The sequence below is a fragment of the Shewanella khirikhana genome (assembly GCF_003957745.1).
Classification (GTDB): domain Bacteria; phylum Pseudomonadota; class Gammaproteobacteria; order Enterobacterales; family Shewanellaceae; genus Shewanella; species Shewanella khirikhana.
This window is the reverse complement of sequence record NZ_CP020373.1, coordinates 1442620-1461077: the sequence shown is the minus strand read 5'-3', so window position 1 is coordinate 1461077 and position 18458 is coordinate 1442620. Positions and strand designations below refer to the sequence as shown.

Annotated in this window: 16 protein-coding genes and 5 tRNA genes; 4 read left to right on the top strand and 17 right to left on the bottom strand. The window is 53.2% G+C overall.

The genetic code is table 11. The features are described from left to right. Positions 1-224: 224 nt before the first annotated feature. Positions 225-512, bottom strand: coding sequence for a 50S ribosomal protein L25 (rplY, locus tag STH12_RS06350; protein ID WP_126166773.1), 288 nt, complete (start codon positions 510-512; stop codon positions 225-227). 284 nt (positions 513-796) lie between these two features. On the opposite strand from rplY, the gene STH12_RS06345 reads away from it, so the two are divergent. Then, positions 797-1234 carry a hypothetical protein gene (locus STH12_RS06345; protein ID WP_126166772.1) on the top strand — a complete coding sequence of 146 codons (438 nt, stop codon included), beginning with the start codon at positions 797-799 and terminating at the stop codon, positions 1232-1234. Here the strand turns inward: STH12_RS06345 and mepK are convergent. Next, entirely contained in the window at positions 1158-1706 is a 549-nt protein-coding gene (mepK, locus tag STH12_RS06340; RefSeq protein WP_164551152.1) for a peptidoglycan L,D-endopeptidase MepK, read from the bottom strand. The two genes, STH12_RS06345 and mepK, sit on opposite strands and share 77 nt — an antisense overlap. A gap of 130 nt (positions 1707-1836) precedes the next feature. Next, positions 1837-3210 carry a L,D-transpeptidase family protein gene (locus STH12_RS06335; protein ID WP_126166771.1) on the bottom strand — a complete coding sequence of 458 codons (1374 nt, stop codon included), beginning with the start codon at positions 3208-3210 and terminating at the stop codon, positions 1837-1839. Positions 3211-3412: 202 nt separating this feature from the next. Here STH12_RS06335 and STH12_RS06330 point away from each other — a divergent pair, with 202 nt between their 5' ends. Beyond that, positions 3413-3688, top strand: a complete 276-nt coding sequence (locus tag STH12_RS06330) for an HU family DNA-binding protein (protein WP_126166770.1) — start codon at positions 3413-3415, stop codon at positions 3686-3688. A gap of 65 nt (positions 3689-3753) precedes the next feature. On the opposite strand, the gene STH12_RS06325 is transcribed toward STH12_RS06330, so the two are convergent. From STH12_RS06325 to STH12_RS06285, 9 genes are all read right to left on the bottom strand, one after another. Then, on the bottom strand, positions 3754-4191 hold the full coding sequence (locus STH12_RS06325; RefSeq protein WP_126166769.1) for a hypothetical protein: 438 nt from the start codon (positions 4189-4191) through the stop codon (positions 3754-3756). Between the two features lie 216 nt (positions 4192-4407). Continuing rightward, positions 4408-4494, bottom strand: a tRNA-Leu gene (locus STH12_RS06320). 37 nt (positions 4495-4531) lie between these two features. Beyond that, positions 4532-4605: transfer RNA gene (locus STH12_RS06315), tRNA-Cys, on the bottom strand. Between the two features lie 30 nt (positions 4606-4635). Beyond that, positions 4636-4711 (bottom strand) — tRNA-Gly (locus STH12_RS06310). 189 nt (positions 4712-4900) lie between these two features. Further along, positions 4901-5449: a CDP-diacylglycerol--glycerol-3-phosphate 3-phosphatidyltransferase gene (gene pgsA, locus STH12_RS06305; RefSeq protein ID WP_126166768.1), complete on the bottom strand. Its 549-nt coding sequence runs from the start codon at positions 5447-5449 to the stop codon at positions 4901-4903. A gap of 47 nt (positions 5450-5496) precedes the next feature. After that, entirely contained in the window at positions 5497-7260 is a 1764-nt protein-coding gene (uvrC, locus tag STH12_RS06300) for an excinuclease ABC subunit UvrC (protein ID WP_237158847.1), read from the bottom strand. Positions 7261-7319: 59 nt separating this feature from the next. Then, positions 7320-7964: a UvrY/SirA/GacA family response regulator transcription factor gene (gene uvrY, locus STH12_RS06295; RefSeq protein ID WP_126166766.1), complete on the bottom strand. Its 645-nt coding sequence runs from the start codon at positions 7962-7964 to the stop codon at positions 7320-7322. A 320-nt stretch (positions 7965-8284) separates the two neighbouring features. Next, a tRNA-Ser gene (locus STH12_RS06290) sits at positions 8285-8375 on the bottom strand. Positions 8376-8773: 398 nt separating this feature from the next. Continuing rightward, positions 8774-8864: transfer RNA gene (locus tag STH12_RS06285), tRNA-Ser, on the bottom strand. Between the two features lie 182 nt (positions 8865-9046). Between STH12_RS06285 and STH12_RS06280 the strand changes: the two genes are divergently transcribed. Together STH12_RS06280 and fabA are read left to right on the top strand one after the other, a co-directional pair. Next, positions 9047-10777 carry a S16 family serine protease gene (locus tag STH12_RS06280; RefSeq protein ID WP_126169438.1) on the top strand — a complete coding sequence of 577 codons (1731 nt, stop codon included), beginning with the start codon at positions 9047-9049 and terminating at the stop codon, positions 10775-10777. 78 nt (positions 10778-10855) lie between these two features. After that, on the top strand, positions 10856-11371 hold the full coding sequence (gene fabA, locus STH12_RS06275) for a bifunctional 3-hydroxydecanoyl-ACP dehydratase/trans-2-decenoyl-ACP isomerase (RefSeq protein WP_126166765.1): 516 nt from the start codon (positions 10856-10858) through the stop codon (positions 11369-11371). Between the two features lie 131 nt (positions 11372-11502). On the opposite strand, the gene rmf is transcribed toward fabA, so the two are convergent. From rmf to rlmKL, 5 genes are all read right to left on the bottom strand, one after another. Continuing rightward, a complete protein-coding gene (gene rmf, locus STH12_RS06270; RefSeq protein ID WP_126166764.1) occupies positions 11503-11679 on the bottom strand; it encodes a ribosome modulation factor in 177 nt (58 codons plus the stop codon). Positions 11680-11886: 207 nt separating this feature from the next. Continuing rightward, a complete protein-coding gene (locus STH12_RS06265; RefSeq protein ID WP_126166763.1) occupies positions 11887-13761 on the bottom strand; it encodes a DUF3466 family protein in 1875 nt (624 codons plus the stop codon). Positions 13762-13786: 25 nt separating this feature from the next. Next, positions 13787-15703 (bottom strand): ABC transporter ATP-binding protein, encoded by a 1917-nt coding sequence (locus STH12_RS06260; RefSeq protein WP_126166762.1) that lies wholly within the window; start codon positions 15701-15703, stop codon positions 13787-13789. Positions 15704-15824: 121 nt separating this feature from the next. After that, on the bottom strand, positions 15825-16073 hold the full coding sequence (locus STH12_RS06255; protein WP_126166761.1) for a glutaredoxin family protein: 249 nt from the start codon (positions 16071-16073) through the stop codon (positions 15825-15827). Then, on the bottom strand, positions 16066-18192 hold the full coding sequence (gene rlmKL, locus STH12_RS06250; protein WP_126166760.1) for a bifunctional 23S rRNA (guanine(2069)-N(7))-methyltransferase RlmK/23S rRNA (guanine(2445)-N(2))-methyltransferase RlmL: 2127 nt from the start codon (positions 18190-18192) through the stop codon (positions 16066-16068). The genes STH12_RS06255 and rlmKL overlap by 8 nt, the downstream gene beginning before the upstream one ends. Positions 18193-18458: the final 266 nt, after the last annotated feature.

Below are 18458 nucleotides of genomic sequence, written 5' to 3'. Positions count from 1 at the left end.
CATATTTCCCAGGCACATGCTTATCAGGCGCTTTGGTTATCAGGCGCCAGGACGTAGGTGAAGTGAGAAGACCCGATTAGCAGGCACACTCACCCTACCGATTGTTTCATTTCAAATGACGAACGCCAGTCGACGGTGACATTCAGCGCTTTCTGGATGAAAACGGCGTAAAGCGGGCACAAAAAAAGCGCCACTGGGGCGCTTTTTCTCGGCAAAGCCGTCGATTAGGCGTAAACGAAGTCTACGTGCTCGATCATTGGCTTGAACACGTGGCGCTGCATGGCCTGAGCGCGTACTTTCACTTCTTTGCCGTCCAGAACGATGGTCAGATCGCTGGTGTAGAAATCATCGTTGGTCTGGATGTTGATGATGTCCTTGTGCTCGAAAACGATGGAAACCGGCTCTTTACCGATACCATAGATAACAGCAGGAACTTTACCCTCACGACGCAGGCGGCGGCTCGAACCTTTCCCGATCTCAGTGCGGGTTTGTGCAGTAATAGTGTAAGACATGTTTTTATCACTCATATCAAAAAGTTAAAATGCAAATCGGTCTTCGACCAACCAATAAGCACCTGCCCGGGAAATCCCAAAGCGCGCGAAGTCTAACACAGCCCCCATAAGGCAGCAAGGAATGCGTTACTTCCCGAGCAATTTCGGCCACTTGATAACCAAAGTTTGCATTTGTAACAGCAAGGAAAATCTTGTGGTTACCAAGGGTTGATGCGTGATCTGCGTCACATTTCATGGGATAAGCCACTGCTAGTCTTCTGGCATCAGATTGACGGAGTGTTGTCATGGCCTCATCCACGGCGTGCTTGATTGAGGTAACCCGCCAATGGCAGGGAAGCTGCCTTTTGCTGGATACCCTGATGAATCGACTTGAGTACAAGTTCGATTCGCTGGCCATTTCCGTTAATGCCATCGATTTACTGCTCGCCGAAGCCATGGCCTGCGTGGCCGAACTGGATATGCTGGCCAATCGTGTCGGCGGCAAGCAGCGCCCTCGATCCCTCAGACAGTTTTATTGCACCCTTTCCACCACCCTGTCGGACTGGCAATTAAAAAGGGAGCAATCCAGCTTGCGTGCCGGATGTTGCTCCCTGTTAACTGACTATGGCCGTTTAATGCCACAGCTGTCGGGCTGGTTTCACAGCATTACCAGCTGCGCACCCGTCCCACATCCACGTGAACAAAGCCTGATTGTGGATAGTAGCCAACACCACCCAGCTTAAGCTCTTTCGCCGCGTCTCTTACCTTGTCCAGGCGGATCCCTGGAATGGCTATATCTATAGCTTTACCTTCCATATGCAGGCTCTTTTTGGCCACTCCGCCGCTTTTCTTGGCCAACATGGCGTTAGTCTTCGGCGAGCGATAACCTGAAATAATATGGATGGTATCGCGACTTTTTAGATTTTCCTGCAGGTAAAACAGCAAATCGTACAGTCGCTTATCCATGGGAGCCGCCTCATTCGCGCGGTGATCCCGTAAAAGATGATCAAACCCGGTCAATATCGGCCTTTGATATTCACCATCAATCCAGTAGGCGCCCTTGCCTTCTTCCCGGGTGTGGAGGTTTAACATACTCAGCATCCTGCTGCCTTGGGTTGAACGACTGGCAAATGCCGGCGAAGAAATCAATGAAACCATCGCCGCACTGCCCAGCCCAAGCATTAACTGCCTGCGCGCAGGAGAGAAATCTGTCACTCAGTCACCTTTGTATTATTTTTGGACAACTCAGGCAAAAAGTATAACGAAAGCCCCATATGATCAAGCTTTACGCGAGATAAAATCCTGACTGAAACAAAGTGTAAAACCCGTTAATTAGCTCACACTTTTAAGGCTGATGACTGGCAACAACTTGATTATCTTGTATTAAACCATAGATATCATCGCGAAATTGCGCCTTTCCTTCGCTATCTATCCAGCTGGTCCAATAGACAAAACGCACCGGCAGGCGCTGTTTGAGGGTAAACCACTTGGTTCGTTCGGGGGTGTTGAGGGTTGCTTGCCACTGACGCGGATCCGCCACCCGCTGCCTGGCGAGCCAATCGGCAAGCTCGCCGATTTTCTCAACCCGCACACAACCGGATGACAAGGCCCGCATGGATTTGTCGAACAGATGCTTATCCGGGGTATCGTGCAAATACACGTTATCGTCGTTGGCAAAATGCAGCTTAAAGCGGCCGAGGGCGTTGTCGGGCCCTGGGCGCTGCTCGAGCCGGTAAGGAAAACTACCGTGGGCGGCTTTTTGATAAAACGCGTCAGTTTCGTTGAGCGCTTCACCGTCAGGGGTCCAGACGATAAAGCCTTTCTTAGCCAGATAGTGGCCATCTTTTCTGACCTTGGGCAAGACATCGAATCGCATCAGCCGCTTGGGCACCCGCCAGGAAGGGTTCACCACCACCGCACTGATTTCGCTATCCATCAGCGGTGTTTTGCGACTGGGTTTGCCCACAATCACCCTTGAGTGCAGCACAGGTGTGCCCTCGTCCATCAGCGTCAGCTCAAATGCAGGGATATTCACCAGCACCATACTGGCGGGTAGCTGACGCCGCTCCGCGCTTTGCTGTAGGTAATCCCGTGCCAGCATCCGTGCCCTCGCCCGCGGCCCCTGATTGAGCCAATACAGGGTTTTCTCCCCGACGATGCCATCGTCTTTTAACCCGTGGCGGCGCTGAAACGACTTTACCGCTTCCACCACCTCGCCTTCATAGCGGCGCAGCGAACTTTCCGGCAGCGCAGCCAAGTCACCAAAGCCATATAGCTTTTCCGCCAGTGCCGGCAGTTGACTATGTTCATCCCCCGGCCGCAGCCAGCCGCCAAGAGTCAATGCTGGCCAGGGTGATTGGGCAAGCCACAACAGGTGGCGAATTTGATTGGTGACCGCCAAATACTGTGGATTGGGTTCCAGGGCTATCAGGCGCTGTGAAAGGCTGAGCTTAGATATTGAGGTGGGATCCGGGTTGTTTTCAGCGGTTAAACCGAGACTTGCCCAGGCCGCGCGAAGGGTGTTGAAGTCGCGCTCCAGTGCAGCTTCATCGGTATCGAAAGATTGCATTAACGGCATCAATGCAGGTACATCGCCCTGATTGGCGAGAATGAACAAGCTTGCCTGATCGCGCATCAGCTGGCGGCTGTACTCGGCCTCAGCTCCCTGTGCCTGGGGCACCAGCAAGAGCAGCAGCCAAAAAATCACCCGTCTTGTCATCTATGCTCCCTGGACTTTCCAACACGCCCTCTTTACATCATGGCAGCTGGTAACGCCGCTGTCATACGTCACTGGACTGACTTGTGGCGCCAGGGTCGCATAGAAAGCCAGCATTCAACTTAAATTCAGGGATTTACCCTTGAATGCCTCGCCCAAGCTGTTATAACTGGCCCCTTTTCCATTGTGTTGTTGGAGAAATCGGATGAACAAGACAGATCTTTGCCGCCGGATGGCGAAGGAAAATGGCCTAACTCAACCCCAGGCCAAACGACTACTGGATGAAATTCTGGCGCAAATATCCCGCGCGCTCGAAGAAGGCGAAACCCTCTACCTACCCCAATTTGGCACCTTTGAGCTGCGCTATTATTTGCCGCGCCGTTTCAGAAATCCACAAACCGGCGAAATGATGGAAGCTGATGGCTTTAACCAGCCAAGCTTTAAAGCGGCACCCGCATTAAAACAGCTGGTGAATAGCTGAATCGGGTCGCGGGATCTGCGCGGTTTTTTAACCCTGTTATCTGCTTTGGTGACATTCAGCCGTCATCAGCGTTTGTAAAAGCCGCGCCTGAGTACAGTACTGACAAGCAGCGGTAGCCAGATAAGCGCTATCAGGGTGGTTAGCATATCTGCCACCGTGTGGTATTGCTGATAGTGCATCAGTGCAAGGTAGCCAATAAAAGAGCCGAGCCAGAGCGGCCACAGGCTCCGTTTCAACATACAAAGCGCCAGCACCAGGCTGAACGACACCGCCGTGTGGGTGCTGTAATCAAGCCCAAAGCCAGGCCAAAGCTTCAGCCAATTGTCGAGAAACATAAGCCCATAAGATGCAACAAGCATCAGAGCCAATATCAGCGCCGATGCCCCTACCGCTCGTCTTTGCCCCGGCAGCTGACTCAGCGTCCAAACCAGAGCAAACAGATAAAGCCCCGCCAACAACGGAATGTAGGCGTCGGCTATGGTATCCAGCGTTTCATAATCCATTTATTCATTCCAAGCTGTGGCAGCAAGATGTGTTATCTGCACTTTTATACAAGTCTTTGCTGTATGCGTGAAGCTAACAAAATAACCAAAAAGATAAGTGCTCTGCCAGCGAGTGAAAACCAGCCTAGAGAAAAAACCAAGCTAATAACAAAGCGGTCAGCTTAGGGCGCAGGAAATAATAGTGAGGAGAAATAGAAGATTAACGCTTGCTTTGAATGGTACCCGAGGACGGACTTGAACCGTCACGACGTTACCGTCGAGGGATTTTAAATCCCTTGTGTCTACCGATTCCACCACTCGGGCTAAGTGTCGATGCTTCGCAGGAGAAGTTATCGAAAAGTGGAGGCGCGACCCGGAGTCGAACCGAGATCGACGGATTTGCAATCCGCAGCATAGCCATTCTGCCATCGCGCCATCTTGTACCAAGCTTCCGGGGAGGAAGTTTGGAGCGACATATCGGGTTCGAACCGATGACCTATACCTTGGCAAGGTATCGCTCTACCAACTGAGCTAATGTCGCGTTTTTTACTTTAAAAGTATTTTTTCAAACAACGTGCTTTTAAAGCGTTTGCATTCAAAGTTTCCCCTGACTGCGGATTGGCATTCTACCGATTTAACCCCGTCTGTCAAACGCTTATTTTCACTTAAAATCCTGTATGCACACTAAATAAACGACCTGTATCAGAAACATGCAGTTAGCGTGCAGTTCTTATTCAGCGGTGAGATCTTTCCAGGCTGCCATGATGTAACTCATCATCGACCAGAAGGTCAGAATGGCGGCGAAATAGAAAAGACCATAGGCCAAATCAATCAAAAACGCGTTGGGTTTCCAGATAAGACCAATAATCGCCACCATCTGGGCAGCGGTTTTGTACTTTCCAATCCAGGACACGGCAACGGCGCCGCGCTTGCCAATTTCCGCCATCCATTCACGCAGCGCTGAAATCACGATTTCGCGGCCAATCATAAACAGTGCCGGCAGGGTCATCCAGGGCGAATTGTAGTCGGCCACCAGCAGCACCAAGGCAGTTACCACCATGACCTTATCGGCAACAGGATCCAAAAAGGCACCAAAACGGGTTAATTGCCCCAATTTACGGGCGGCGTAGCCGTCGAGTGCATCGGTAATGGCCGCCAGCCAAAACACAAATGCCGCCGCAAAGGGCGCCCAGCTGTAGGGTAAATAGAAGAACACCACGAAAACCGGCAACAGGAACAGCCGGAAGAAGGTCAAGGCGATGGGTAAGTTAAACGGCATGGGAGACCCTGGAATTCAAAAGCAGCGCCAATCTTGCCTGATTTTTATCACCCCCGCAATGCGTCATGGATAGTTTGCGCCATTTCTGCGCTGATCCCGGGAACCTTGGCCAGCTCAGCCACACTGGCATTTTTAACCTGCTGTAATCCACCAAGATATTGCAGCAATGCCTTGCGTCTTTTTGGCCCTATGCCGGGGATGGATTCCAGGCTGGAGGTATTGCGGGTTTGTTGGCGCTTGGCTCTGTGTCCGGTAATGGCAAAGCGATGGGACTCATCGCGGATATGCTGGATCAAATGCAGCGCCGGATTGTCGGACTCAAGCGAGAACTCGGCCTCGCTGCCACCGAAAATCAGGGTTTCAAGCCCGGGTTTACGGCTCTCCCCTTTAGCCACGCCAACCAGCAGCGGCTTACGATCCATATCGGCAAACTTGTCATTCACTATTGCCATCGCGGCGCGCAGCTGCCCCAGGCCGCCATCGATAAACAGCACATCAGGCACCTTGCCGGTACGTTCAATCTTATCAAAACGGCGCGATAGAGCCTGTGCCATGGCGGCATAGTCGTCGCCGCCGGTGATCCCGGTAATGTTGTAGCGCCGATACTCACTCTTGTGCGGCCCTTCGCGGTTAAACACCACACAGGAGGCCACGGTACTTTCACCCATGGTATGGCTGATGTCGAAGCACTCCATCCGCTGGATAGGCGCACCAAGCCCCAGCACTTCTTCAAGAAGCTCCATCCGCTGCTCAACGGTACTCTTGTGGGCAAGCTTGGTGGCAACCGCATTGGCGGCATTGGTGCTGGCGAGGCGTAAAAACGCCGCTCGCTCCGCCCTCACCCGGGTTTTAATTTCCAGCTTATGACCAAGGGAGTCCTGCATCGCCGCTTCAAGCTCGTGCAAGTCTTCAAAGTCATCCCCCAGCACCACTTCTTTGGGAATACTGCGGTGGGCTTCGTTACCCAAATAAAACTGCAGCATAAAGGCGCGCAGCACTTCGGCAAGCTCTGTGGCATCGGGCACGGCCGGAAAATAGCTGCGGCTGCCGAAGATTTTGCCTTCGCGGATAAACAGAATATGAAAACAGGCGATACCAGAGGCGTAATGCACCCCGATAACGTCCATATCCCCTTGCTGCCCGGACACATTTTGCTGCTCGGCGACCTTACGAAGCGCCTGGATTTGGTCGCGGTAACGGGCTGCGGCCTCATATTCCATTGCCATGGCCGCCGCTTCCATTTTGGCCACCAGGGCTGCTATCACCTGCTGATCTTTACCGCGCAGGAATAAGGTGGCGAGCCGCACCTGCTCGCTGTAATCCTCATCGCTGATTTTTCCGACACAGGGCGCTGAGCAGCGGCCAATCTGATACTGCAAACAGGGCCGCGAACGGGCGCGATAGTAGGCATCTTCACATTGGCGGATGGGAAACAGCTTTTGCATCAAATTCAGGCTTTCGCGCACGGCGCCGCCATTGGGATAAGGACCGAAATATTCGCCCTTCTCGCGCTGGGCGCCTCGATGGTATGCAAGCCTGGGATGGGTGTGACGGCTTAGTAATATGTAGGGGTACGACTTGTCGTCTCTGAGCAGCACATTGTATTTGGGCATGTACTGCTTGATGTAGTCGTTTTCAAGAATCAGGGCTTCGGTTTCGCTGTGGGTCAGGGTGACATCCACATTGGCGATATTACTCACCAGCGCCTGGGTTTTTACATTGGGCAGATTGGTCCGAAAGTAAGAGGACAGGCGTTTTTTTAAATCTTTGGCTTTACCGACGTAAATCACTTCGCCGGCGGCATCGTACATACGATAGACACCGCTGGCACTGGAGACGGTTTTAAGGAAGGTTTTACTGTCGAACACGCTCAGAACTTGCCGGGGTCGATGATTTTATGACGGATAGCCAGACGGGTCAGCTCTACATCACTGCCAATGCCCAGCTTGGCAAACAGGCGGTAACGGTAGCTGTTCACGGTTTTCGGGCTCAGATTCAGCTGCTCGGCGATGTCGTTCACCTTCATGCTGTTGATGATCATCATGGCGATTTGCAGCTCACGCTCAGACAGCTGCTTAAAGGGGTTCTCATCGGTTTGGGTCAGCTGGCTTAAGGCCATTTGCTGCGCAATCTCAGGCGCCAGATAACGTTGGCCGCAGGCAACCTGGCGAATCGCCTGGATCACTTCCGGTGGTCTGGCACTTTTACTTAAAAAGCCGAAGGCGCCGGCTTGCATCACCTTGGTTGGAAACGGATCTTCGGTGTGCATCGACAACATGATGATCCGCGAATGGGGTTGGTAGCGCAGGATTTTACGGGTCGCTTCAATACCGCCAATGCCGGGCATGTTCATGTCCATCAGCACGACGTCGGCCTCATTCTGCTTGGCCCAGCTGACGGCAGTTTCTCCGTCTGGCGCCTCACCTACTACCTTGATGCCCCGTTCGTCTTCCAAAATCCTGCGGATCCCGGTGCGAACCAGTTCGTGATCGTCGACCAAATATACAGAAATCAAGTTAACACCACCCTGTTGGTTTTTGTTATTGCATTACCGGCCACGGTCCTTGGGCCCAGCTGCGTTAATTTATCCCAACTGCCGCCCGCTGGCAAAGCATTCCGCTCGCAAAATCGGTGTTAAACCACAGTAAATGACTGACGCTATAGCACTGTTATTAGGATGATTTAACAGGTCTGATGTCTGTAACATGAGTAAGCGATAGATGGCGGCCGATGGCCTGAGGAAATGATGGGCAGAAGATGCGCAACCAACATACGCAATCAACAACCCATAAAAGCGAAAAGGCGCTGCTTTGCAAGCAGCGCCTTTTCTTAATATGGCGGAGGAGCAGGGATTTGAACCCTGGGTGGGCTATAAACCCACGCCGGTTTTCAAGACCGGTGCATTAAACCACTCTGCCACCCCTCCGAACGAGACGCATAATATCCGTGAGCCGTGGCGCTGTAAACCCCAATTTTGCATTTTTGTGTCGATTGGTCATTTGCGCGCCAGACGGGCGAAAAATCGGCCTGAAATCGCTGAAAATAACGAGCTTCGGCTCTGCTTAGCCTGCTTATGCCTTTGGATCAAGCCTCAGAGCGTTCAGATGCCAATAAGAGTAGATGCCATCGAAGCATAAGCATCGCAATTGGAATTGGAATTGGAATTGGAATTGGAATTGGAGGATAAGCTTACCCGTGAGCAAGCGGACAGTCGCAGCAGCTGGTTGGAAAACGATGACCGGGCACGGTTTAAAAGACTGCGGAGAAGAAAGAGATGCAAACGAAAAAGGCGCTGCCTTGTGAGCAGCGCCTTTCCCTTGAATATGGCGGAGGAGCAGGGATTTGAACCCTGGGTGGGCTATAAACCCACGCCGGTTTTCAAGACCGGTGCATTAAACCACTCTGCCACCCCTCCGAACGAGACGCATAATAGCTTTGGCTATTCGCGCTGTAAACCTCTTTTATTAAAAAAACAATCGATTGCTTAGGCTTTGTGCAAACTGTTTTCCTTTTCGCCACCGCCATGCATATAGACGCTGATTACAAAGGCGCAGGATATGCTAAAATCCGCCCAACGATGATTTTTCAATGACTTTTATGCACCCTTCTTTTATTCCCGTCCAGCGGCTCTCCCCTTCTTTTACCTTGCCAAGTGGGTTAAATGATAATCCCGGCATTGGCCATTTGCTGCTGTGTCAGGACCGAGTGACCGACGCCTTTGCCCTCACCGGTAAAATCGCCAACCAGCAAATGTTTCTGGCAGACTTTGCCGGTGTTCACCGCCCTTCTTTGTTTAAAGCACTGGCACAGGCATTCCCAAGGCCGCTCAAAGAGCTGGTGGCACGCCGTGACGGCGACAGCACTGAGCTGCAGTGGCAGGAAATCCAAGCCGGTAGCCATGGCTGTATCGCCAAAGAACGTGGCCAGCACACCTTGCTTGGCAGTCGCCTGACCCGCGCCGATTTGATTGGGCGAATTGAAGACGATGGCAAAGGCAAGAGCCAATATCAGCCAGGTGCCCTGGCAAGTTATGCCTATGTGTTTATTGATGTGGAAGCCGTGTATCGCCGCGAAGGTTTGTGGCAACTGCTGGTAGAGATCCTTGAGCGTGGCAGCTACAAGGTGGGTAAAGATACGCTGGTGCCACTGCAATCCAGCATTATCCTGGTGGGCAGCGCCCTGCAATATGTGGAGCTTAGAAGCCACGATAGCAGCTTTGCCGAACACTTCCCGCTGCTGGGCGAAGTGGCCCATGAACTGGATCTGACCCAAAAGTCCGAGCAGGAATATGGTCTCTGGCTCAAGGCATTGGCTTTTGATGCAGGCTTTACCCTGCAAAACTGCGCCATGGCGCCACTCTTTAGCTTCTCTGCCCGAGAATGTGAGCATCAGCAGCGCTTGTCTCTGGCAAGCCAGGACATGGTACAGCTGTTCGCTCAAGCCGCGGCTTATAGCCAAAGCAATGACATCAGCGGCGCCGCCATCGACAAAGCACTGCGCCAGTTGCAGCGCCGCCACAACAGCTCCGAGCGCTTCTCGGCGCAAAGCTTCGACGACAGTTTTATCAACCTGCCCACCAGTGGCGAAATGGTTGGTCAGATTAATGGCCTGACCGTTATCGACAGTGTCGACTATGCCTACGGCGAACCGGCACGCATCACCACCACTGTGCACTATGGCGACGGTGAAGTGGCCGATATCGAACGCAAGTCCGAGCTTGGCGGTAACATTCACGCCAAGGGCATGATGATCCTCTCGGCCTGTCTGTACCGGATCTTTGGCCGTGATGCGCCGCTGCACCTCAATGCCAATATCGTTTTTGAGCAGTCCTATCAGGAAATCGATGGCGACAGCGCCTCACTGGCCGAATACTGCTGTTTGATGTCGGCCATTGCAGAGCAGCCAATAAAACAATCACTTGCAATAACAGGTGCACTGGATCAGTTCGGCAACGTGCAGGCAATTGGCGGCGTGAACGAAAAAATTGAAGGCTTCTTCAATCTGTGTGAGCGCCGGGGCCTCACTGGCGAGCAAGGGGTTATCATTCCCAAGGCCAATATGCTGCAGCTTAATCTGGCCCCCAAGGTGATAGATGCCGTCTCCAAGGGCTTATTCCATGTGTATCAGGTTGCCCATATGGATGAAGCCGTTGAGCTGTTGATGTCGCTGCCCGCGGGCGTTGCTGATGAAGAACATAACTTCCCCGAGAACACCCTTTATGGCCTGGTTCAGGCCAGGCTGGATAAGCTTGCCGGTGACGAACCCGACGAATTGCCCCAGGGCTTTTTTGCCGGACTGCTCGCAAAATGGCCATTTTCACGGGACTGAAAAGGTGGTTGGACTTGTTTGGCGTACAGCTGTTCGCTAATCTTGGCCACTCTTAATGATGGAGTGGTAACTATTACAATGACTAAAGCAAACAGCTACACCAAAGAAGAACTGATCGCCTGTGGCCACGGCGAGCTTCTTGGCAAGAATTCTCCCCGTCTGCCCGTCGACAACATGCTGATGATCGATCGCATCACCACCATCAATGACGATGGCGGTGCCTTCGGCAAAGGGGAAATCGTAGCCGAGCTGGATATCAATCCGGATCTTTGGTTCTTTGGTTGCCACTTCGTTGACGATCCTGTGATGCCAGGCTGTCTGGGCCTCGATGCCATGTGGCAGCTGGTTGGTTTCTTCCTGGCATGGGAAGGCGCTCAGGGCAAAGGCCGCGCTCTGGGTGTAGGCGAAGTGAAGTTTACCGGTCAGGTACTGCCTGGCGCCAAGAAGGTAACTTACCGCCTCAACATCAAGCGTACTATTCACCGCAAACTGGTGATGGGCATTGCCGATGCAAGCCTGGAAGTGGATGGTCGTGAAATCTACACGGCTACCGATCTGAAAGTGGGCGTGTTTACCGACACCTCAACCTTCTAAGCCACCTTGGCTTAAAATACAAAACACCGGCCAAGGCCGGTGTTTTTGTTGCTGGTGCAGTCTTAATCACTGCCTGAAGAATACTGCTATAAAAATGCCCTCTTCTCAGGGAGGGCAAGATTTGCTGTGCATTACTTGGTAAAGAGCCCGGACATTCGGCCATCTACCCCCTCACGCCAGCCTCCTAGCCATTGTGAGCGTGAATCAAGATTAGTGTAAGGGCACATCTCTTTTGAGCGTCCCCCGGCTCCGGCTTGGAACCCCTTGGAAAAAGCTCTGTCCATGCGATCTCGTTTTTGTCTTTTCATGCAAGCGTCCTCTGTTCTACATAAAACAAGAAGCAACAGCTTCATATGTAGAAATAAGGCTTTTCCGTGCCAAGATCAATCGAAAAATCTGTCGATTTTAGCGCGTAAATATTAAGCTATTGAGACAATGCGGAAAAAAATTTGGGGCCCAAATGGGCCCCAAATTTGCTTGGTCAGATCTGACCGGGATCAGTTTGCACTCTTTGCTCAGCGAACCCGGCGGCGCAGCCACACCAGTGGCAGCAGCAACAGGCCAAGCAGGGTTGCAGCACCCTGACGTTCGTATTTCTCACCGCCGGTATCACCGTCAATCACGGTACAGGCTTCAGCGCCGCTGGCTGGCTCCAGCACCACGGCACGTGGCAGGTAAGAGGTTACCGGATTGCCGTTGCCATCCAGTTCAAATACAAACTTGCCGTTTTCCACCACAGGCAGACCATTTTCATCGGTCTTGTAAACCGGCTTACGGATAAAGGCAGTACCAACAATAACACCTTCTTCGTTGATGCCGTTGGCTTCAACAATCTGGATGTCAGAGTCGTAGCTCAGGGTCTTACCGCTGCCATCTTCCACCTGCACCTTGTGGCGCTGCCAGTTGCCGTCAGCGCCCTTCTCAAAGCCTTTTGACTCACAGGTGAGCAGATTGTTGAGGTTGGAGAACTCACCGCCCTCTTTGGCGTTCATGTCGAACAGGAAGCCGGCTTTCGGACGTGGCTTTTCCTTGTCGTGGGTGGTTTCAATAAAACCAACGACCTGGCCTTTATTGTTGATGGCCTTGCCACGGCTCGACAGATCCGACTGGGTTGAGTAGAAATCGTTCGGTACAACAGGCTTGGCATCGGTCGCCTTGGTATCGAAATAGAAGAACTTATCGCGGGTATAACCCTGAATGTAGCTGTTGTAAGAGCCAACCAGAATGCCGTTGTCATTGATGTCGTAGGCAATGGAGCTGCGCACATCATCCAGGTTCACCACGGGTACCCAGTGGTACTCGTAGCTGCCATCGTCCTTACGGGTCCAGTAAGCGGCATCCATACGGAAGTAGTCATCGTTGCCGTTGCGGTTCACGTGGGAGCGACCGGCAACAGTGCCATCAAGGTTGATACCCAGGCCCTGAGCGGTATAGGTCAGGGTGGAATCAGATGCCGGAGTCAGCCCCAGAGGCAGCGCAGTGCCGGTGGCAGCGTCACCTTCCAGCTGCCAGACATAGGCACGGGTCTGGTATTGGATGTTACGGTTGCCCGAGGTATTGGGGTACTGCTCGTTCTGGATACAGATATCCAGCGGCGTGGCATTTGTGGTGCCAACGTTGTCCAAACACAGCTGGGCACGCTCACCGCCGTAGCGGGAAATATCAGTGCTCGCATAACCCGTGATGAAGTTACCGGCAATCGCGGTGGCCGCAGAAGTACCGCCCAGATACGCCTTCTTGTCGGTCTCGCCGGACTTGGTGCTGGTGTACTCCACATAAGGCGGGGTCAGCTCAATCTCAGCGGTCGGGGTTTTCACCACGCCGCGGATTTCATAGTCGCGGTAGTACCAATAATCCTGCTCGGTATCTGTGCCTGTGTACTCAAGCTTCTTCTCTGGCGCGGTCATGGCGCCAACTTTCAGGCCGTCATCATTGATCCCGTAGTAGAAGGTATCCACCGAGTTCACGGTTTCAGGCACATTGACATCAGTATCTTTGGGATCTGTGGTGCCGTTGATGCTTTCAAAGGTGGGAACCCAGGCACCGGCCGCGCCGTTGGCGCCCGCCGAGAAGGTAAAGTTATTCGCCACAATCGGCTTGAGCACAGAGTAGGTGATCTTCTCTTCGTCGGAGATCCCGTCGTCCACGTCGATGATGCCGCCTTCCACGTCATCACTGGACAATTTCTTACGGCCCTTGGCGATACCCACCAATTCATTGTTGGCGTTTACGCCCATGGCGTAGCCGGTACGGGTGCCTTCGAGGGTGCCTTTAAGGTCAAAATCTTCGAGGTTTTTAATTTCGTAAACCGGTGCGGCCTGAGCACTTCCAAGTGCACCCAGCACACCCAAAGCCACCAGGGACAATGCCTTTTCCAACTGTAACTTCATTAATAACTTCCTAATTTTAATAGGTTTACTTCATTGATTCGAGCTCTTCCCAACGCTCAAAGCAAAGCTCCAACTCTTGTTCTTTCTCGCCGAGCAAACTCAGACGGGCGTTGACCATATCCTGAGGCTGCCCATAAAACTCGGGGGTATTCACTTCCTGTTGCAACGCCTCAATCTCGGCTTCGAGCTGCTCCATCCGCTCCGGCAGCGCATCCAGCTCCCGCTGCAATTTGTAAGACAGCTTCTTCTGCGATTTCACTTCAGGCTGCTGTTTTACCACAGGTGCCTGAGCTTGGACACTCTTTTGCCCTTCGGGTTCCGCAGAGGCGGCGTAGAATTTCGCCCCCTGCGCCACCGCATCCTGATAGCCGCCCACGTATTCGGCCCAGCGACCATTGCCGGTGAACCACCAACTGCTGGTCACGGTATTATCGATAAAGGCCCGGTCGTGACTGACGATAAGCAAGGTGCCGTCGTAATCGGCCAGCATAGATTCCAGCAGCTCCAGGGTTTCGATGTCCAAATCGTTGGTGGGCTCATCGAGAATGATAAGGTTGGCTGGACGCAGCAGCAGCCGGGCAAGCAACAGACGGTTCTTTTCACCGCCCGAAAGCGCTTTTACCGGCGTACGGGCACGGGCTGGCGAAAACAAAAAGTCCTGCAGGTAGCTGAGGATATGGCGGTCATTCCCATTGACGGTCACCGTCTGTTTGCCCTCGCCCACGTTTTCCTCAACGGTTTTCTCTTCGTCGAGGTTTTCGCGATACTGGTCAAAGTAGGCAATTTCCAGCTTGGTGCCGGTTTTGAGGTTGCCGGACTGAGGTTCAAGCTGACCAATCAGCAACTTGATCAGGGTCGATTTACCGCAGCCGTTGGGGCCTATCAGCGCAATACGGTCACCGCGCATCACACTCACGGAAAAATCCCGCACCAAATCTTTGTCGGCCAGATTGAAATTCAGGCTGTCGACATCGAACACCAGCTTGCCGCTGCGCTCGCCTTCAGACACCGCCATACGGACGTTACCCTGGCGGTTGATGCGCTCTTTCCGCTCCATTCTGAGCGCCTTGAGTGCCCTCACCCGACCTTCGTTACGGGTACGACGCGCCTTAATGCCCTGACGGATCCACACTTCTTCGTCGGCAAGCTTTTTATCGAACTGAGCATTGGCCTCGGCTTCGAGACGCAGCCATTCGGCTTTGCCTTCAAGGTAAGCCTGATAGGAGCCCGGCCAGGACGTTACCACGCCGCGGTCGAGATCCAGAATGCGGGTAGCCATGCGGCTGATAAAGCCACGGTCGTGACTGATAAACACGATGGCGCCTTTAAAGCCAAGCAGAAACTGCTCCAGCCACTCGATGGTATCTATATCCAGGTGGTTGGTCGGCTCATCGAGCAGCAGCAGATCCGGCTCACTCACCAACGCCCGGGCCAGAGCCACTTTACGCTGCCAGCCGCCGGAAAGTTCGCTCAGCGGTTTATCCGGATCCAGCCCCAGACGTTTGCAATGCGCCTGAATGCGGCTATCAAGCTGCCAGCCGTTCAAATGGTCAAGCTTGCCCTGCAAACCTTCCATTTCTTTGAGCATTCGCTCCTGGGCAACGGCATCGGCAGATCCCAGGTCGTGAGACAGCTGATGGTACCTGTCGAGCACATCGCCCACTTCTTTCAGGCCCTGGGCAATATAGCGGTATATGGTGCCCGACTCCGCCTTGGGCGGGTCTTGCTGTAATCGGCTGATACGCACATCGGTGGCGATATTCAGCTCGCCATCATCCAGGTGGGATTCACCGTCGATAAGCTTGAGCAAGGTGGATTTACCGGCGCCATTGCGACCCACAATACACACGCGCTCACCGGCCTCGATACTGAGGTCGGCGTTTTTAAGCAGGGGAATGTAGCCATAGGCCAAAGAGCCATTGGTGATACGAACAAGACTCACATCAACATCCTTTACACTGGTGTTCCCGGGAACACTGTTTCTTTAAGAAACTCAAATTCTGTTAAGACACTGTTTATCGGACCGCTTCGCTTCCGTCACGCGCCGTTAAGCTGCAACTTATTTAAGATGCAACTGAATTAGGTGCAGCGTCTTTAAAAGAGGCCAGCGCTTCGCTGTTGAAGGGCCAGCCAAGCTCCGCCGAATCCAGGGTGCGCAGCACAACCGGAATGCGCACGCCGTAACGCTCAGCCAAGGCGTCATCGTCACAGATATCCACCAGGGCATAATTCAGCCCTGCGTCCAGCAGCAACGCCTCGGCCTGATGGCACAGATGGCAGCCATCGGTGTGATACAAAATAAACTCAGCCATGGGTCACTACCCAGCAGTTATGGATTTGCGGGTTACGGGCGTAATCCATCGGCAGCACTTTATCGTCGATATTGATCGCCTTGAGCCCTTCGGCGTTCAGCGCCTCCATATCCATCTTGAACTTGCGTTTGTTGTTGGAGAACAGGATTTCGCCGCCGGGATTCAGCAAGCGCTTCAGTGATACCAACAAGGCCACATGGTCGCGCTGCACATCGAAAGAATCTTCCATGCGCTTGGAGTTCGAAAAAGTCGGCGGGTCGATAAAAATCAAATCAAACGTCTGCTGACAGTCACGGATCCACTGCAGGCAGTCGGCCTGCTCGAACCTGTACTGCCGCCCAACCAAACCATTGAGCATAAAGTTATCTTTTGCCCAGTTAAGGTAGGTGTTGGACATATCCACTGTGGTCACCGACTTGGCGCCGCCCTTACCGGCATGCACCGAGGCAGAGCCTGTGTAGGCAAACAGGTTAAGCACATCCCGCCCCCTGGACTTTTCACCCACCAGTTTGCGGGTCAGTCTGTGGTCGAGGAAAAGCCCGGTATCCAGGTAATCACTTAAGTTCAGCTTGAAAAGACAACCGTATTCGGTGGTGGTCAGTTCCAGCTTTTCGGCGTCCAGCTTTTGATACTGGTTGGTGCCCTTCTGGCGCTCGCGGGTCTTAAGCACAATCTTGTCGGGATCGATACCCAGCGCCCGTGGCAAGGCCAGCAGTACGTCGGTCAGACGGCGCTTGGTCACGGCTTCAGGGATAGACGATGGCGCGGCGTATTCCTGCACCACCACGTAATCAAGGTATCTGTCCACCGCCACGTTATATTCGGGGATATCGGCATCGTACAGGCGATAGCTGTCGATTCCTTCACGCTTGGCCCACTTCTCCAGCTGTTTGACGTTTTTCTTGAGGCGATTGGCAAAGGGCGCAGCAATTTCACCACCCTGGCTTGCCTGCTCAGGGGCCACTTCACGGCGGGTACTGTTGGCATGCAGGGTGTAGAGGTTAAAGGCACATTCCAGTGCGCCGTTAAACATCTTCATCTGCTTGTCTGCTTTCAGTTTAAGCGATGACACCAACTCCATATCGCTGCACAGCAGACCGAGTTTCCAGCCACCAAAGCTTTGCTTGAATTTTTCGCCAAGCTGGAAGTAAAGCTGCAGCAAGCTGGTCACGTTGCCCAAACGCTCGCCATAGGGCGGGTTGGTCAGCAGCATACCGCCTTCAACCGGCGGTTCGATGTTCAGCACATTGGCCACTTTGAGTTCAATAAATTCGAACACACCGGCGGCATTGGCGTTGCGCTTGGCAAGGGCGACCACCCGCGAGTCGATATCCGAGCCGTAGAATTTAAGCTCACAGCGGCTTTTGCCCAAAGAGGCGCGGGCCTTGGCTTCTTCTTTTACCTGAGTCCAGACCGCGGAGTTATGGCGGTTCCAATGCTCAAAACCAAAACGCTCGCGCAGCAAACCAGGCGCCATATCGCAGGCCATCATGGCCGCTTCAATCAGCACAGTGCCGCTGCCACAGAAAGGGTCAAGCAAAGCGGTTGGGTTCTCTGACCAGCCACTGCGATACAACATGTTGGCCGCCAGGTTTTCTTTCAGCGGCGCTTCACCCGTGTTTCCGCGGTAGCCACGCTGGTGCAGTGCAGGGCCTGAGAAATTAAGGCCAATGGTGATCTTGCCTCGGCCATAGTGGGCATCGATGCGAATGTCCGGGGTACCTTTCACCACGTCCGGGCGGGCCTGGTCATCATCACGGAAGCGGTCGACCACGGCGTCTTTAATCTTGAGCGCACCAAACTGGCTGTTTTTGATAAAGCCACCGGTGCCGTGAAAATCGATGCTGAATGTGCAGCGATTCGAGAAATGGGAAGGCCAATCGATGCTGTACGCCGCGTTATAAAGCTGCTCAGGGGTTTCGCATTCGCCATTGAACAGGATAATGACAATACGGCTTGCCAGTCTGCTCCACAGGGTAATACGGTAGCCCTGCTCCAGGTTGGCACTGAAATAAACACCGGCTACGCTCTCACGCACCTCAGAGGCGCCCAGGGCTTCAAGCTCCTTGGCGAGTGCATATTCAAAGCCCTTGGGGGCAGCGGCAAAAAAGTTAAACATCGAAATTACGCCTGCAGAAAATCAAAGGGCACATTATACCCGTTTAGCCCCTTAAAAGATAAGCAATCTTGGGGCGGCGACACCTAAAACGGCGCATTATCAGGCAGGTTCCACCCCGCTGCGGCAATTTCCTACAGCTTCTGTTCAAATCCCCCTCAGCTTGCAGGATATTTGGGCAGTTACACACAAATCCGGGAATTTCCCTTGTAATTGGATTTCAGGATAGTTATAGTTCGCCCCGCTTCGACGCTGAGGGCTGAAACACA

What these genes read in the sequence shown, in the direction of transcription:
- rplY (WP_126166773.1), bottom strand. Translation starts at nt 512, where the DNA reads ATGTCTTACACTATTACTGCACAAACCCGCACTGAGATCGGGAAAGGT.
- STH12_RS06345 (WP_126166772.1), top strand. Translation starts at nt 797, where the DNA reads ATGGCCTCATCCACGGCGTGCTTGATTGAGGTAACCCGCCAATGGCAG.
- STH12_RS06335 (WP_126166771.1), bottom strand. Translation starts at nt 3,210, where the DNA reads ATGACAAGACGGGTGATTTTTTGGCTGCTGCTCTTGCTGGTGCCCCAG.
- STH12_RS06330 (WP_126166770.1), top strand. Translation starts at nt 3,413, where the DNA reads ATGAACAAGACAGATCTTTGCCGCCGGATGGCGAAGGAAAATGGCCTA.
- STH12_RS06325 (WP_126166769.1), bottom strand. Translation starts at nt 4,191, where the DNA reads ATGGATTATGAAACGCTGGATACCATAGCCGACGCCTACATTCCGTTG.
- pgsA (WP_126166768.1), bottom strand. Translation starts at nt 5,449, where the DNA reads ATGCCGTTTAACTTACCCATCGCCTTGACCTTCTTCCGGCTGTTCCTG.
- uvrC (WP_237158847.1), bottom strand. Translation starts at nt 7,260, where the DNA reads ATGTACGATGCCGCCGGCGAAGTGATTTACGTCGGTAAAGCCAAAGAT.
- STH12_RS06280 (WP_126169438.1), top strand. Translation starts at nt 9,047, where the DNA reads ATGCACCCTTCTTTTATTCCCGTCCAGCGGCTCTCCCCTTCTTTTACC.
- fabA (WP_126166765.1), top strand. Translation starts at nt 10,856, where the DNA reads ATGACTAAAGCAAACAGCTACACCAAAGAAGAACTGATCGCCTGTGGC.
- rmf (WP_126166764.1), bottom strand. Translation starts at nt 11,679, where the DNA reads ATGAAAAGACAAAAACGAGATCGCATGGACAGAGCTTTTTCCAAGGGG.
- STH12_RS06265 (WP_126166763.1), bottom strand. Translation starts at nt 13,761, where the DNA reads ATGAAGTTACAGTTGGAAAAGGCATTGTCCCTGGTGGCTTTGGGTGTG.
- STH12_RS06255 (WP_126166761.1), bottom strand. Translation starts at nt 16,073, where the DNA reads ATGGCTGAGTTTATTTTGTATCACACCGATGGCTGCCATCTGTGCCAT.
- rlmKL (WP_126166760.1), bottom strand. Translation starts at nt 18,192, where the DNA reads ATGTTTAACTTTTTTGCCGCTGCCCCCAAGGGCTTTGAATATGCACTC.